Source organism: Bradyrhizobium sp. USDA 4452, assembly GCF_054063575.1.
Genome location: NZ_JBSSGK010000001.1, coordinates 4,223,310 through 4,237,460, shown reverse-complemented (window position 1 = coordinate 4,237,460; position 14,151 = coordinate 4,223,310). Strand labels below are relative to the sequence as shown.

The 14,151-nt window shown below is 64.6% G+C and carries 20 protein-coding genes; 6 read left to right on the top strand and 14 right to left on the bottom strand.

From position 1 onward, the window contains the following. Positions 1–19: 19 nt before the first annotated feature. Together ACVISU_RS20320 and ACVISU_RS20315 are read right to left on the bottom strand one after the other, a co-directional pair. Positions 20–427, bottom strand: coding sequence for a hypothetical protein (locus ACVISU_RS20320; protein ID WP_456708088.1), 408 nt, complete (start codon positions 425–427; stop codon positions 20–22). Between the two features lie 177 nt (positions 428–604). After that, positions 605–1,399, bottom strand: a complete 795-nt coding sequence (locus ACVISU_RS20315) for a hypothetical protein (protein WP_456710867.1) — start codon at positions 1,397–1,399, stop codon at positions 605–607. Between the two features lie 117 nt (positions 1,400–1,516). On the opposite strand from ACVISU_RS20315, the gene ACVISU_RS20310 reads away from it, so the two are divergent. Together ACVISU_RS20310 and ACVISU_RS20305 are read left to right on the top strand one after the other, a co-directional pair. Further along, positions 1,517–2,551: an aspartate-semialdehyde dehydrogenase gene (locus ACVISU_RS20310; protein ID WP_050402525.1), complete on the top strand. Its 1,035-nt coding sequence runs from the start codon at positions 1,517–1,519 to the stop codon at positions 2,549–2,551. Positions 2,552–2,579: 28 nt separating this feature from the next. Further along, positions 2,580–3,131, top strand: a complete 552-nt coding sequence (locus ACVISU_RS20305; protein ID WP_050402526.1) for a TIGR00645 family protein — start codon at positions 2,580–2,582, stop codon at positions 3,129–3,131. A gap of 14 nt (positions 3,132–3,145) precedes the next feature. Here ACVISU_RS20305 and ACVISU_RS20300 read toward each other — a convergent pair whose 3' ends face one another. Continuing rightward, positions 3,146–3,802, bottom strand: a complete 657-nt coding sequence (locus ACVISU_RS20300; protein WP_456708087.1) for a carbonic anhydrase — start codon at positions 3,800–3,802, stop codon at positions 3,146–3,148. Between the two features lie 142 nt (positions 3,803–3,944). On the opposite strand from ACVISU_RS20300, the gene ACVISU_RS20295 reads away from it, so the two are divergent. Then, complete coding sequence (locus tag ACVISU_RS20295) at positions 3,945–4,817, top strand: HpcH/HpaI aldolase/citrate lyase family protein (protein ID WP_050402545.1); 873 nt, start codon at positions 3,945–3,947, stop codon at positions 4,815–4,817. Positions 4,818–4,841: 24 nt separating this feature from the next. On the opposite strand, the gene ACVISU_RS20290 is transcribed toward ACVISU_RS20295, so the two are convergent. The 5 genes from ACVISU_RS20290 to ACVISU_RS20270 all read right to left on the bottom strand — a co-directional run bounded on the left by ACVISU_RS20290 (position 4,842) and on the right by ACVISU_RS20270 (position 7,686). Next, positions 4,842–5,201: a c-type cytochrome gene (locus ACVISU_RS20290; RefSeq protein WP_050402528.1), complete on the bottom strand. Its 360-nt coding sequence runs from the start codon at positions 5,199–5,201 to the stop codon at positions 4,842–4,844. 10 nt (positions 5,202–5,211) lie between these two features. Continuing rightward, a complete protein-coding gene (locus ACVISU_RS20285) occupies positions 5,212–5,637 on the bottom strand; it encodes a hypothetical protein (RefSeq protein WP_050402529.1) in 426 nt (141 codons plus the stop codon). Positions 5,638–5,712: 75 nt separating this feature from the next. Then, on the bottom strand, positions 5,713–6,504 hold the full coding sequence (locus ACVISU_RS20280; RefSeq protein ID WP_456708086.1) for a hypothetical protein: 792 nt from the start codon (positions 6,502–6,504) through the stop codon (positions 5,713–5,715). Between the two features lie 93 nt (positions 6,505–6,597). Then, positions 6,598–7,200, bottom strand: a complete 603-nt coding sequence (leuD, locus tag ACVISU_RS20275) for a 3-isopropylmalate dehydratase small subunit (RefSeq protein WP_050402531.1) — start codon at positions 7,198–7,200, stop codon at positions 6,598–6,600. A gap of 87 nt (positions 7,201–7,287) precedes the next feature. Beyond that, a complete protein-coding gene (locus ACVISU_RS20270) occupies positions 7,288–7,686 on the bottom strand; it encodes a metallopeptidase family protein (RefSeq protein WP_456708085.1) in 399 nt (132 codons plus the stop codon). 114 nt (positions 7,687–7,800) lie between these two features. On the opposite strand from ACVISU_RS20270, the gene ACVISU_RS20265 reads away from it, so the two are divergent. Then, complete coding sequence (locus ACVISU_RS20265) at positions 7,801–8,127, top strand: hypothetical protein (protein ID WP_050402533.1); 327 nt, start codon at positions 7,801–7,803, stop codon at positions 8,125–8,127. 23 nt (positions 8,128–8,150) lie between these two features. Here ACVISU_RS20265 and ACVISU_RS20260 read toward each other — a convergent pair whose 3' ends face one another. Beyond that, entirely contained in the window at positions 8,151–8,372 is a 222-nt protein-coding gene (locus ACVISU_RS20260) for a hypothetical protein (RefSeq protein WP_050402534.1), read from the bottom strand. Between the two features lie 318 nt (positions 8,373–8,690). On the opposite strand from ACVISU_RS20260, the gene ACVISU_RS20255 reads away from it, so the two are divergent. Both ACVISU_RS20255 and ACVISU_RS20250 read left to right on the top strand, forming a co-directional pair. Continuing rightward, positions 8,691–8,945 carry a hypothetical protein gene (locus tag ACVISU_RS20255; RefSeq protein ID WP_456708084.1) on the top strand — a complete coding sequence of 85 codons (255 nt, stop codon included), beginning with the start codon at positions 8,691–8,693 and terminating at the stop codon, positions 8,943–8,945. Between the two features lie 126 nt (positions 8,946–9,071). Further along, on the top strand, positions 9,072–9,410 hold the full coding sequence (locus ACVISU_RS20250) for a hypothetical protein (protein ID WP_063695662.1): 339 nt from the start codon (positions 9,072–9,074) through the stop codon (positions 9,408–9,410). Between the two features lie 145 nt (positions 9,411–9,555). Here the strand turns inward: ACVISU_RS20250 and ACVISU_RS20245 are convergent, their stop codons facing one another. From ACVISU_RS20245 to ACVISU_RS20225, 5 genes are all read right to left on the bottom strand, one after another. Next, on the bottom strand, positions 9,556–9,765 hold the full coding sequence (locus ACVISU_RS20245; protein ID WP_050402546.1) for a hypothetical protein: 210 nt from the start codon (positions 9,763–9,765) through the stop codon (positions 9,556–9,558). Between the two features lie 208 nt (positions 9,766–9,973). Then, a complete protein-coding gene (gene leuC / locus ACVISU_RS20240) occupies positions 9,974–11,380 on the bottom strand; it encodes a 3-isopropylmalate dehydratase large subunit (protein ID WP_050402536.1) in 1,407 nt (468 codons plus the stop codon). A gap of 360 nt (positions 11,381–11,740) precedes the next feature. Further along, positions 11,741–12,121 carry a 50S ribosomal protein L19 gene (gene rplS, locus ACVISU_RS20235; RefSeq protein ID WP_456708083.1) on the bottom strand — a complete coding sequence of 127 codons (381 nt, stop codon included), beginning with the start codon at positions 12,119–12,121 and terminating at the stop codon, positions 11,741–11,743. A gap of 109 nt (positions 12,122–12,230) precedes the next feature. After that, positions 12,231–12,992, bottom strand: coding sequence for a tRNA (guanosine(37)-N1)-methyltransferase TrmD (gene trmD / locus ACVISU_RS20230; RefSeq protein WP_456708082.1), 762 nt, complete (start codon positions 12,990–12,992; stop codon positions 12,231–12,233). Between the two features lie 9 nt (positions 12,993–13,001). After that, positions 13,002–14,084, bottom strand: a complete 1,083-nt coding sequence (locus tag ACVISU_RS20225; protein WP_456708081.1) for a zinc-binding dehydrogenase — start codon at positions 14,082–14,084, stop codon at positions 13,002–13,004. Positions 14,085–14,151 lie beyond the last annotated feature (67 nt).

Genomic DNA, 14,151 nt, shown 5'->3' with positions numbered 1-14,151 from the left:
ATCGGCTATCAGCCGAAATTCAGTACAGCGGGAAATTCCGCGGATAGCCGCCGAGGTCGGCCGGCGGGCTGAGCGGCTGGCGATCGATCGGGCGGTTGTTGTTCTCGCGCGCGAACGACGGGTAGCCGACATCCGGCGGATAGGCGTAGTCGTTGAACTTGCGGTCGCCGGGCAGCACTTCGGTGCCGGCGTCGAGCCAGGAGCGCGTGGTGACGTAAACCCGGGTGCGCGGCCCCTGCTGATAGACCCGGTTCGGACCCTGCGCGCCGTAATAGCGGCGGCCGTCGCGGTCATACTGCTCTTGCTGCTTGCGCTTGCTCGGGGTCTGCTGCGCGCTGGCCGCGGTCATGCCAAACGCGGTTGCGGTGACGACAGCCGCGGCAAGCAACACCACGAGCTTGTTCGCGGCAGGGAATTTCAAGGTCATCGCATCCTCGTCATTACGGCCCCCATTGGGGGCTGGCGCATCAGCCAAAATCACTCGGAACACATTGTAGCCATGGTGGGAGGCCGTCACTAGGTCAATTGCGCCACACCATTAGAGATAATGCGTGTCCAAGCGCAAAAGTTTCATGAAAACCAGTACGTTGCCACGGTCTCGCCATCAAAGCGCGCCGCGCAGAAGCGGGTTCTCGCTGCCCATCACCCAGTCGGCCGACAGGGCAGGCGGGCCGGAGGTAACGCAGTCGGTGCGGCGCAGCTCGGCATGCGCGAACAGCGCGGCGAGCCTTGGGTCGTTGCCCGCGGCCAGCAGGGTCAGGCGGTTCAGCATGCAAATGATCGCAGCGCGCTGGGCCGGCAGGCTGGCGCCCTGGCAGGTCCAGCCCGAGATGCGCAAATCAGGTGCGTCGGCCTGCTTGAGGAAGCCGAGGCAGGCGCGGCTGCCGTCCGGCCGCGCCGGACGCAGCAGGGCGACGCTGCCGAACTTGCTGTCGACGATGCCGGCGGCCTCGAGGTCGCGGACGCCGCCCGGGTCGAGCCGCCCGGCAATCTCGGCAACCGCGGATCCCATGGCCTCGCCGCCGGGGCGGTAGATTTCCAGCTCGGCCGCCGGTGCGCCGTTGGCATCGGTCCAGCGGAAGACGTCCTTGCGGCCGCCCTCGGGATGCCGGAAGATTTCGTAAGTCTCTGTTTTATCTCGCGGATCGAGCCTGCTCACGGCGAAGGCAGGCGCCTGCCGGCCAGCCAGGCTCCAGCCTGCGGCGGCGGGGACCGGCGTCGCCGTTGCCTCCGGCAGTTGCTTCCATAGATAACTGCCGAGGGCGGCGAACAGCGCGAGCACGGCGGCATAGGCGAACAGCCCGGAGAGCGTGGCGTAGACCTCATCGACGAAGCTCGTCAGCGCGGACGGATTCCTCGTATGATGGGGCGCGGCCGGATCGGCCCGAAATAAACGCATCAAAACGCTCAAAAGCTTGCGCAACGTTGTCTTGACAGGGTTTCTCGCATAGAAGCGCTGCCTCTTCCCTTTCCTTGAGTTACGGGGAAACGGGCATTTTTCGTCGGAGAGTGAACGATGGGTTACAAAGTCGCGGTGGTCGGAGCGACCGGCAATGTCGGGCGCGAAATGCTCAACATTCTCGACGAGCGCAAATTCCCCGCCGACGAGGTCGTCGTGCTGGCCTCGCGCCGCAGCGTCGGCATTGAGGTCTCCTATGGCGACCGCACCCTGAAGGTGAAGGCGCTCGAGCACTATGACTTCTCCGACATCGACATCTGCCTGATGTCGGCCGGCGGCTCGGTCTCCAAGGAATGGTCGCCCAAGATCGGCGCCGCCGGCGCGGTCGTGATCGACAACTCCTCGGCCTGGCGCATGGACCCGGACGTGCCGCTGATCGTGCCAGAGGTGAACGCGGATGCAGCCGCCGGCTTCACCAAGAAGAACATCATCGCCAACCCGAACTGCTCGACCGCGCAGCTCGTCGTCGCCCTGAAGCCGCTGCACGACAAGGCGACGATCACGCGCGTCGTGGTCGCGACCTATCAATCGGTGTCGGGCGCCGGCAAGGATGCGATGGACGAATTGTTCTCGCAGACCAAGGCCGTCTACACCAATGACGAGCTGGTCAATAAGAAGTTTCCCAAGCGCATCGCCTTCAACATCATTCCGCAGATCGACGTCTTCATGGAAGACGGCTTCACCAAGGAAGAGTGGAAGATGATGGCGGAGACCAAGAAGATCCTCGATCCGAAGATCAAGCTGACCGCGACCTGCGTGCGCGTGCCGGTGTTCGTCAGCCACTCCGAGGCCGTCAACGTCGAGTTCGCCAACCCGATCACGGCGGACGAGGCACGCAACATCCTGCGCAACGCGCCGGGCTGTCTCGTGATCGACAAGCACGAGCCGGGCGGCTACGTCACGCCCTACGAGGCCGCCGGCGAGGATGCGACCTATATCAGCCGCATCCGCGAGGATGCGACCGTGGAGAACGGTCTGTCGTTCTGGTGCGTCTCGGACAATCTGCGCAAGGGCGCGGCGCTGAATGCGATCCAGATCGCGGAAGTCCTAATCAACCGCAAGCTGATCACCGCGAAGCAGAAAGCGGCCTAAAGGACGGGGACCAACGGGGGGCGCAACCATGTCGGAACAGTTGGCTCCCACCCCATCGAGCCCTCCGACGCCGCGCATCATGCGCGGCTTCGAATATGTGCTGTTCAACAGCCGCTGGCTGATGGCGCCGTTCTATGTCGGCCTGGTGGTGGCGCTTGCCGTGCTGCTGCTGAAATTCGCGCGCATGCTCTGGGAATTCGTCCTGCATGCGTCCGGCTACAAATCGACGGAAGTCATCCTCGATGCGCTGGCGCTGATCGACGTCACGCTGGTCGCCAACCTCATTCTGATCGTGGTGTTTTCAGGCTACGAGAACTTCGTCTCGCGCATCGACACGTCGGGCAATCCGAACTGGCCGATCTGGATCACCAAGATCGATTTTGCCGGGCTGAAGCAGAAGCTGCTGGCGTCGATCGTCGCGATCTCCGCGATCCATGTGCTGGAAGCGTTCCTGAACATCGATGCCGCGTTCGACGCGACGCGGATGACCTGGCTCGTCGCGGTGCACCTGGTGTTCGTGATCTCAGCGCTGCTGCTCGCGCTGTCGGATCGCTGGGGCGGCTATCACGGTGATGAGTAGCCGATCGCGCGCAGCTACGCGCCGGCCTTCACGGCCTCGGCAACGCTGATGAATTCCTTGGCGACCCGATCGAGCACGAACAGCGAGCCCTCGGCGACGCCGAAATAGGCGCCATGCAGCTGCATCTCGCCGCTTTCGACGCGCTCGCGGACGAACGGGAAGGTCATCAGGTTTTCCAGCGAGCGGAATACCGCGGCCTTCTCGATGCGGGTGACGAAGTCCTGCATGCTCTCATGGTCGCGCTGTTCGACGATCTCGCCCGGCTTGATGAACATCTGCATCCATTTGCCGATGAAGTCGCCGGGCGTCAGCGGCTTGATCTTGTCGATGAAGGCGCGGATGCCGCCGCACTGGGCGTGGCCCAGCACCACGATGTTCTTCACCTTCAGCACGGTCACGGCATATTCGAGCGCGGCCGAGACGCCGTGGGCATTGCTGTCGGGCTGATAGACCGGAACCAGATTGGCGATGTTGCGGACCACGAACAATTCGCCGGGTCCGGCATCGAAGATCACTTCCGGCGAGACGCGGGAATCGCAGCAGCCGATCACCATGGTCTCGGGGAACTGGCCGCGCTCCGACAGGTCCCGGTATCGCGACTGTTCAGTCGGCAACCGTTGGGTCGCGAACGTCCGGTAGCCGTCGATCAACTGCTTCGGAAAGAATTTCATGGCCTCTGGCTAACCACATGCTGGTGACGGGAACAAGACTTTCGGTGTGCCGCCTGAGATGATACGGCAGCATTGAACGATGGTTCCGCCCAATGCCCAAACAATGGACAGTGGCGGGGCCGGAGCCCCCTGGAGAATGCCGATGACCCGTCCGCGCCGCAGCCTGTTGTTCATGCCGGGATCGAATGCACGGGCGCTGGAGAAGGCCCGCACGCTGGCGGCGGACGGCATCATCCTCGACCTCGAGGATTCCGTTGCCCCCGACGCCAAGGCGGTGGCCCGCGAGCAGATCGCCAAGGCGGTCGCCGCCAAGGGTTTTGGCAAGCGCGAGGTCCTGATCCGTATCAACGCGCTCGACAGCCCGTGGTGGGTCGACGACATCGGTATGGCCGGCAAGGCGCAGCCGGACGGGATCCTGGTTCCCAAGATCTCCACCGTCGAGGATTTGAAAGCTGTCGCCGACCGGCTGCGCGGCGCTGACGTCTCGATCCGGGTCTGGGCCATGATCGAGACCGCGCGTGCCGTGCTCGACGCCGACAAGCTTGCCGCGGCATCGAAGGATTCCGAAATCCGGCTCGCCGGCTTCGTGTTCGGGCCGAACGACATCGCGCGCGAGACCCGGATCCGGATGAAGCCGGGCCGCGCGGCGATGATCCCGATGATCACGCATTGCATCCTGGCGACCCGCGCGCACGGGCTCGAAATCCTCGACGGTCCCTATGGCGATATCAGCAATATCGACGGCTTCGCCGAGGAATGCGCGCAGGGCCGCGATCTCGGCTTCGACGGCAAGACGCTGATCCATCCGAGCCATATCGATGCGTGCAACGCGATCTTCACGCCGCCTGAGGCCGAGGTCGCCGAGGCCCGCAAGATCATCGCCGCGTTCGAGCAGCCGGAGAATGCCGCCCGCGGTGCGATCCAGCTCGACGGCCGCATGGTCGAGCGCCTGCATGCCGAGATGGCCAAGCGTACCATCGCGATCGCGGATGCGATCGCCGCGATGCGGTCGTGACGACCGTCGATCCTGCGGCGAGCGCTAGTCCCGCTTCAGGCTCATGATGTAATTCGCGAGATCGTCGGCCTCGCCTGGCCCGATGATGATGTTAGGCATCGTCGGATGACTCGTTTTCAGGAATACCTTCAGCCAGAGCACGGTGGTTGAGGGCCGGTTGGCGACGGCGGCGAAGTCCGGCGGGACTTTCTTCGCGCCCGTCGCGAGCGGGCCGACGAGATGACACTCCATGCACCAAGCTTCCGCCAGCCGATGCCCGGCCGTGATGCTATCCGAAGGCTGTTCCGCGCCGTTGGCCTGATGCAGGCGCAGCAGCAGGAGCGCGGCCATCCCGACCAGCAGGATCAGCAATGCGTGACGCCAGACGGCGTGCTGATTCAGCATCGATTTACCTTCAAGACGGTGATCTGCCGTGGCGTACAGCCTCACCCAGCGCTTCGATCGTGGGGGCGTTCGGACAGTATTGCTGATAGCACGCACCGGAGGTGCCGGCAGCGAGATCATGGTCGCACTGCCGCTTGTGGCCGCACAGGCTGCAGACTCGCTCCATGTCACGCAGCACCAGTGTCTCGGCGCGGGCCAGCTTCTCCCGATCGATCCCGAGCGCCTCGAGCAGCATGGGCAGTTGGTCCGCACTGTGCGGACCCTGGCGCGCCAGCGCCATGAGGTCCTCGGGGCTGATCCGCAAGTCGCTCGCAATCTGGCTGAAGCTTGCGTCGTCCAGTTCGCGCAGTTCGCCGAGCTCGCGCTGATGCTTCAGCCAGTTGCTGAACAGATCGATCAGATATTCAACGACGGGGTACTGGGCTTCTGTGGTCATGCGCACCTCCGATAAAGAGTGGCCGCCTATCTGAAACCTTCTGCGCGATCTCGCCTTGCGGCAGATCAAATCCGCTCAGGCTTGGCCGAAGCGCTCCGCCGCCCACGCATAGAGGCTGCCGGGGATCGGCGCCTCCTTGCCGCGTCCTTTCGGCGAGATGTGCAGGCCGATGATTGCGGGATCGTTCAGGTAGCGCGAAACATCCGACGGCTCGAAGAACAGTCTTGGTTCGGCATGCACCGCATAAAACGAGCGCTTCGGCAGCGCGTGCTGTAACTCGCCTTCGCGGCGTGCGAGCGCGGTCAGCGCTGCGGGGCCAAAGATCGCGACGCGGATGTCGGAGAGGCGATTGGATTTGCCGCGCAGCTTGCGCATCGCGAAGGTCAGGCGGTGGCGCAGCGCCAGCCAGTCCGGCGTGAGCTCGTCCTGCTGCATCAGCGCTTCGAATGCGCGTACGATCGGATCGTTGTGCGGCAGATACAGCACGGAGTTGCCGAGCTGCCGCGGCCGCTCCCAGGCAAAATAGGGCTTTGCCGGATCGATCTCGACACCCTTCAAGAGCAGCACATCGGCGTCGAGCCAGAGCCCGGCGCGCTGCGCCATCAGCCGCATGCGGAAGAAGTCGCTGAACTGCAGGATGGTCCAGTCGCGCCATGATCCGTCGCGCTCGGCCGGGCGCAGCCGCTCCGAGAACGAATGCGGCAGCACGGCCTCGGCCTCGGCGTTGCCGATGCCATCCGGCAGGCCGGGAATTGGATCGAAACTGTAGACGGTGACCTTGTGCCCGGCGGCCAGCTGCGAGCGCAGACAGGTCCGGCGCAGCGCGTCCATCGATCCATGCCAGAAGGTGACGATGTCAGGCAGCATGGGCGTCAGCCATCAGCAGGTTCGTGAGGAGACAATCTCGCAAAGAAAAGCCCCGGCGCCTGAAGGCACCGGGGCGCGACGAACGGATGCGCCTCAGGCCCAGGCGCGTTCCTTGAGCCTGGCTTCATAGCTGTCGATCGACGACTTCTTCTCCATCGTCAGGCCGATATCGTCGAGGCCGTTGATCAGGCAGTGCTTGCGGAACGGGTCGATCTCGAACTTCACCGTGCCGCCGTCGGGACCGCGGATCTCCTGGTTGGGGAGATCGATGGTCAGGGTCGCATTAGCGCCGCGCTCGGCATCGTCGAACAGCTTGTCGAGGTCTTCCTGCGACACGCGGATCGGCAGGATGCCGTTCTTGAAGCAGTTGTTGTAGAAGATGTCGCCGAACGAGGTCGAGATCACGCAGCGGATGCCGAAGTCGAGCAGCGCCCAGGGCGCGTGCTCGCGGCTGGAGCCGCAGCCGAAATTGTCGCCGGCGACCAGCACCTTCGCATTGCGATAGGCAGACTGGTTGAGAACGAAATCGGGGTTCTCGCTGCCGTCATCCTTGTAGCGCTGCTCGGAGAAGAGCCCCTTGCCAAGGCCGGTGCGCTTGATGGTCTTGAGGTACTGCTTCGGAATGATCATGTCGGTGTCGACATTGATGATCTTCAGCGGTGCCGCGACGCCTTCCAGCGTGGTGAACTTGTCCATCGGTGCTCTTCCCGGGCCAAAAAGTGGGGGTAGGGGCTGGATATCTATCTCGAATGTGACACCGGTAAAAGGGCCATTTCTGCACAGCTAGCCCGCATCGGCCTCAATCGCCTCCATATCGGCGTCGGAGAGGCCGAAATGGTGCCCGATTTCATGGATCAACACGTGGCGGACGATTTTGCCGAGGGTCTCGTCGTGCTCCGCCCAGTAGTCCAGGATGGGCCTCCGGTAGAGCCAGATCAGATTGGGGAGACGGGCCACGTCGCCATGGCTCTGCTGCGGCAGGCCGATGCCGTGAAACAGGCCGAGCAGGTCGAACTCGCTCTCGGCCTGCATCTCGTCGAGCACCTCGTCGGTCGGGAAGTCGTCGACACGGATGATCAGGCCCTCGCAGAGGGCCCGGAACGTTGGAGGCAGGCGCTCGAAGATCTCGTGCGCCACGGCCTCCATCTCGGCGAGCGAGGGGGCTTTTTCTGTGGTCCACATGACACTCCTTTAGCGCGAGTGCCTCAGCCGGCGCCAGCGCAGTTGACCTTGGCGGTGCAATGGGAGACCGTGCGGCCCAAGATTGGGGCTCAAGAATGGGGCTTGGGTGGCGTGATGAAACGGATCGTGACGGCAACGCTGTTGGCGGTGGCAGTCGGGCTCTCGCTCCCGGCGGGAGAGGCGCGGGCACAGAGCGCGGCGGCCGAAGCGCGCATCGGTGAGCCGGCGCCGGTCGTGCGCGAGCGTGTCGTCGAGCACCGCCGGCTGAGGCGCGTGCCGATTTACCGGTCGCGCCCCGATCATTGGGAACCGGATGTCATCCCGCGCTACAATCCCGGTCCGAACGCCGTGCGCGATTGCACCGCGACCTATGTTCAGGAGCACCGGCCGAGCGGCACCGTGATCACGCCGCGCATGAACTGCTTCTGGCGCCCGGGCTAGCTCGTCTTCGAGCAGCGCGGCAGCTAGAGGTGACGCTGGCGCACAGCGCCGATCAGTCCAGCCGCGACGACCGCTCCTGTCGTTCCATAGACCGCGAGCGCCATCAGCATTTGCGTGAGATGGCTCGCCGTTCCCCTGCCGCCGCCCGGTCCTTGCGAGGACAGCGCGACATCAATTGAAATCATGGAACCAGCGAGCACTGCCGCGGCGAGCGTGGACCATTTGCGCGAGCCATGTTGTGTCATTGGCGATCTCCTGTGCGAGGCTCCTTACAACATACGACCATCGTCTATTCCGGTTTTACGCACGGACATGAAAATTCCAGCGGCTGTGCCGGAACCTGCGCGCGCCAGCGGCATTCACCCAAGTGGCGCAGTCATTCACATCCCATTCACGTCGCCCGCATTTGGCTTGCGATCTGCGTCGCGGCAACGGGGGTCGATTCGCATGTCATGGCGTTTTCGAGCGAAGCGGATTCCGGTTCGCATGAACAAAGCGCGTCAAGGCAAGAAGCTCGAGTCGTCGTTGCAAGGCGTGACATCAGGGGATCAAGGAGAAAACTCATGAAGGTGATGAAAGTTCTGGGGCTCGCGGCCGTCGGCGCCGTGCTGGTTGTGGCGGCGCCGGCCGAGCGCGCGAGCGCGATGTCGCTTGCGACGCCGGGCACTGCCGCAGCGGTTCAGGACAACGCGAACCAGACGACCACCCAGGTACGCTGGGGCCATGGACATCACCGTGGCTGGGGTCGCGGACATCACCATGGTTGGGATCGTGGACACCATCGTGGCTGGGGCCATCGAGGCCACTGGCGCCGCTGATCGCGCGGCGTATCAGCGCAGTTGAGACACAGGCCCGTGAGCAGCGGGCCTGTTGTCGTTCCAGCCATCAAACCGGCAGATTCGCGCGCCCGAGATGACATCAATCGCAATCTACAGGAGTTGATCATGATGAGATGGATCGGTGTTGCCGCGGTCGCTTGTGCATTGGCGCTGACGGCGCCGGCATCGGCAAGTGCCGTGGCGTCAGCCAAGCCGCAGGTCGCGGCACAACAGCAAGCGGCGGGCAAGGCGACCGACTTCAGCGCGCAGCGCCATCATCGCCACTACCATCGTCACCATTATCACCGCGGCTACCGGCCCTATCACCGGCCGTACTACCAGCCCTATTCCTATTACCGGCCCTACGGCTCCTATTATTACGGGCGGCCTTATTACTATCGGCCGTATCCATACGCCGTGCCGGCGCCGTTCACCTTTGGCTTCGGGTTCGGCCCGTTCTGGTGATGCAACTGGCGGCGTTGCGATCGTCGCCGACATTCCACGTCGGCTATCGCGCCGGCGGCTTCCATCGTCACCACTGGCAGCCGTGTCGGGTTTATTGGTGAGGGCTGAAATGACAGCGGGCGCCTCACGGCGCCCGTTTTTCAGTCTAGTCCCAGTCCTTCAGCTTCCAGGACTTTATCTTCCACGGCGTCAGGTTTTCCATCCGCCATTGCGTCCAGCGCTCCGGCGGCCAGTGGCTGAGGCGTGAGGTTTCCTTCACCTCGGGCAGCGGATCGATGATACGTGGTGCGGCGCGACGGCGCTTCTGCCGCGTCGCCTCACTGATCATGTCGACGAATTCGGGTTTGTCCGCCACGGCACGCACTCCTTGCGAAGACTTGGTTTCGCAAGGAGGCAGTGTGCGTACGTCACGTTAACGAGCCGTTTCCACAACGGCTCGAGCTTGAGACAAGCCATAGCGTTTTCGAGCGAAGTGGAGTCCGGTTCGCGTGAAGAAAACGCGTCAAAAAAGAGAATCGGGTTTCGGTTCTGATCTGGTCAGAACCGAAGCTCCCGCGCTTGCCTTATCGCCAGTCGCGGACGTCGACGAAGTGGCCGGCGATCGCGGCGGCCGCAGCCATCGCGGGTGACACAAGATGGGTGCGGCCCTTGAAGCCCTGGCGGCCCTCGAAGTTGCGGTTCGAGGTCGAGGCACAGCGCTCTTCCGGCTTCAGCTTGTCCGGGTTCATCGCCAAGCACATCGAGCAACCCGGCTCGCGCCATTCGAAGCCTGCCGCGATGAAGATCTTGTCGAGGCCTTCGGCTTCCGCCTGCTCCTTCACGATGCCCGAGCCCGGCACGATCATCGCGTTGACGTTGGCGTTGACGGTCTTGCCCTCGGCGATCTTCGCCGCGGCCCGCAGGTCCTCGATGCGGCCGTTGGTGCAGGAGCCGATGAAGACGCGGTCGAGCTTGATGTCGGTGATCTTGGTGCCGGCGCTCAAGCCCATATATTTCAGCGCGCGGTGCTTGGAGAGCCGCTTGGCCTCGTCCGCGATCTTGTCGGGATCGGGCACGAAGCCGGTCACCGAGATCACGTCCTCCGGGCTGGTGCCCCAGGTGACGATCGGCGGCAGCTTGGCAGCGTCCAGCCGCAGCTCGTGATCGAAATGCGCGTCCTCGTCGGAGCGCAGCGTCTCCCAATAGCGCATCGCGGCATCCCAGGCCGCGCCCTTCGGCGCCTTCGGGCGGTCGCGCAGGAAGTCGAACGCCTTCTGGTCGGGCGCAACCAGGCCGGCGCGGGCGCCGCCTTCGATCGACATGTTGCAGACCGTCATGCGGCCTTCCATCGAGAGCGCACGGATCGCCTCGCCGGCATATTCCAGCACATAGCCGGTGCCGCCGGCGGTGCCGATCTCGCCGATGATCGCCAGGATGATGTCCTTGCCGGTCACGCCGTCGGGCAATTTGCCGTCGACGATCGCGCGCATGTTCTTGGCCTTCTTCTGGATCAGCGTCTGCGTCGCCAGCACGTGCTCGACTTCCGACGTGCCGATGCCGTGCGCGAGTGCGCCGAACGCGCCGTGGGTCGAGGTGTGGCTGTCACCGCAGACGATGGTGGTGCCGGGCAGCGTAAAGCCCTGCTCCGGACCGATGACGTGGACGATGCCCTGGCGCTTGTCGAACTCGTTGTAATACTCGATGCCGAACTCCTTGGCGTTCTCGGCGAGCGCCTTGATCTGCTCGATGCTCTCGGGGTCGGGGTTGGGCTTGGTGCGATCGGTGGTCGGCACGTTGTGGTCGACGACGGCGAGGGTCTTCTCGGGCGCGTGCACCTTGCGGCCGGTCGCGCGCAGGCCTTCGAACGCCTGCGGCGAGGTCACCTCGTGCACCAGGTGGCGATCGATATAGATCAGGCTGGTGCCGTCTTCGGCCTCGTGGACCAGGTGGTCGTTCCAGATCTTGTCGTACAGCGTGGTCGGTTTGGACATGAGCTTCAGCTCCAGAAGAAATTCGGTGGTGAATGGCGGCGAGCGCGGGCAGGCCGCGCCGGCAGGCGAGAGCGTCCAGGCAGCGTTACGCTGCGGGTCTAAGCTCTGATGTCGCCGACGTGGCAAAGCGCCCGAAGAAGCGGCCGGGCAGCCGCGAGCGATCGTCGATCACGACGCGCTGGCAGCTCTGACTTGGGTAGCGCTGGCTTGCTTGATCCGGAACCATTCTAAATTTCTAACACAGGGCTTACGCCCGCGACAATCGATCGATACGCGGGCCTGTCCATCAGATAGGTATGCCGCAACGAAAAAGCGCGGGGCAGGCCCCGCGCTTTTGACCACATTCCCTGAAGGGAAGAGTTACTCGCCGACGGCGGTCTGGCGGTCCTGCTTCTCGACGATGCGGGCCGACTTGCCGCGCAGGTTGCGCAGGTAATACAGCTTGGCGCGACGCACCTTGCCGCGACGCACGACCTTGATCGAGTCGATCATCGGCGACATCACCGGGAAGACGCGCTCGACGCCTTCGCCGTACGAAATCTTGCGCACGGTGAAGCTCTCGTTGAGGCCGTGGCCGGAGCGACCGATGCAAACGCCTTCATAGGCCTGCACGCGGGTACGCTCGCCTTCGACCACCTTCACGTTGACGATGACGGTGTCGCCGGGGCCGAATTCCGGGATGGCCTTGGTGGCGGCGAGCTTGTCGAACTGCTCTTTTTCGAGCTGCTGAATAAGGTTCATTGAAATCTCCATCGGCGGCGCGCCCAGCCTTCGCGGGCTGCGCAAACGTCCATCTATCCTGCGCGGGGTGCGGATTTGGCCGCCCGTATAAGGCAAAGCGCAGGGTTTGTCACCCGTCTGTCGTGTTTTTTGTCCCGCGCGGAGCGGTTTTTTGGCCGGCCTTCCGGGCCCACAGATCGGGCCGCCGGGCTGCCGTCAGGGCCTCGGATTGGGCCAGCCGCCAAGCCGCGACCTTCGCGTGATCACCGGAAATCAGGATTTCAGGGATCTGGCGGCCTTCGAACTCCTGCGGACGGGTGTATTGAGGGTATTCCAGTAGTCCCTCAGAGAAGCTTTCCTCGGTTCCCGAGGCCTGCTTGCCCATCACCCCCGGCAACAGGCGGACGCAGGCGTCGATCAGGGCCATCGCGGCGATCTCGCCGCCGGACAGCACATAATCGCCGATCGAGACCTCCTCGAGCCCCCGCGCCTCGATCACCCGCTGGTCGATGCCCTCGAAGCGGCCGCAGACGATCAGGGGGCCGGGCCCGGCCGCCAGTTCCACCACTTGGGCCTGGGTCAGAGGCCGACCCCGTGGGCTCATCAAGAGCCGCGGGCGGCCAGGCGCGGTATCAGCGGCATCGATTGCCGCCGCGAGTACGTCGGCGCGCAGCACCATGCCCGGACCGCCGCCGGCCGGCGTATCGTCGACGCTGCGGTGCCTATCGGTCGCCGACGCCCTTATATCGCGCGCCTCCAGCGCCCAGAGTCCGCTGGCCAGCGCCTTGCCGGCCAGGCTGACGCCGAGCGGTCCCGGAAACATGTCCGGGAACAGGGTCAGCACGGTGGCGCGCCACGGCGTCGCCTGGGACGGGGTCTCTTGCGAGGTCATGGCCTCTGGTTACGGCACCACGGCCGTGAGGTCGAGGCTCTGCATCATTGCGGCGGCGTCGACCGCGCGGCGGAAGTCGGCGAGCTTGAATGTCGCGACATTGATCTTGCTTAGATCGAGCAGGCCCTCGGCGGCGAGGCCGGCGAGCTGGCCCGGCGCCGTCCGATCGTACATGAACTGCCCGACCACTTCCCAGTCATTGGCCAGCATCTCGCGGAACGAGAGCTCGAGCGGCACCTCGGCGCTGCCCATCAGCACCATCCGGCCGCCGCGCCTGAGCGCGCGCAGGGACGACAGCGTGGTCGAGGTGCTCTTGGCGGCGCCGAGCAGGTCGAGCGCGACATCGGCGTTGCCGCCGGCGGCGCGGCGGATGATCGCAAGGTCGGCGGCGGCATCGCCGGTGACGACGACTGGAATGACGCGCGGGCCGAACGCATCGCGCAACTGCTCGAGCGCGGCCTGTTTGCGTCCGACCGCGACGACACGACCCGCGCCCATCGCGACCGCGAGCATCACGCCGCCCGAGCCGAAATAGCCGGTCGCGCCGTTGACGATGATGGTCTGCCCGCCGCGCAGGCCGGTGCGCTGCAAGCCGCCGAACGGCACAATCAGTTTTGCCAGGCCGATCAACTCGGTCGCCGGTCTGTCGTCGAGATTGGCAAGCGGCGTGACGCTGGCGGCAGGCCAATGCGCGATCTCCGCAAACACCCCGTCGCGCCAGCGCGCCTGCAGCGCGAACGCCTCCGGCGTCGTCACCGTGGCAGTGAGGCCGATCAGGATCTGCGGCGGATCGCGATCCGGCACGTCGCCGCGCAGATGCGGGCTCAGGAACACGCGGTCGCCGCTCCGCACATGCGTGACGTTGTCGCCGGTGGCGACGATCCGCGCGATCGCGTTGGTCCCCGGCACGAACGGCATCGGCGGCAGGCTGTAGGGCAGCGCGCCCGACAAGAGCTTGTTGGTATAGGACAGCACCATGCCGGCTTCGATCCGGACTACGACGCCATCGGGCGCGGGCCTCGGCGTTGCGACATCCTCGAAGCGAAGATCATTGTGGGCGTGCAGCCGCCAGGCCTTGTGCGTGCTTGTCATTGGGATGCTCCGTGACACCAACGCTATAAGTAGCCCGGATGGAGCGCAGCGCAATCCGGGAGCGGAC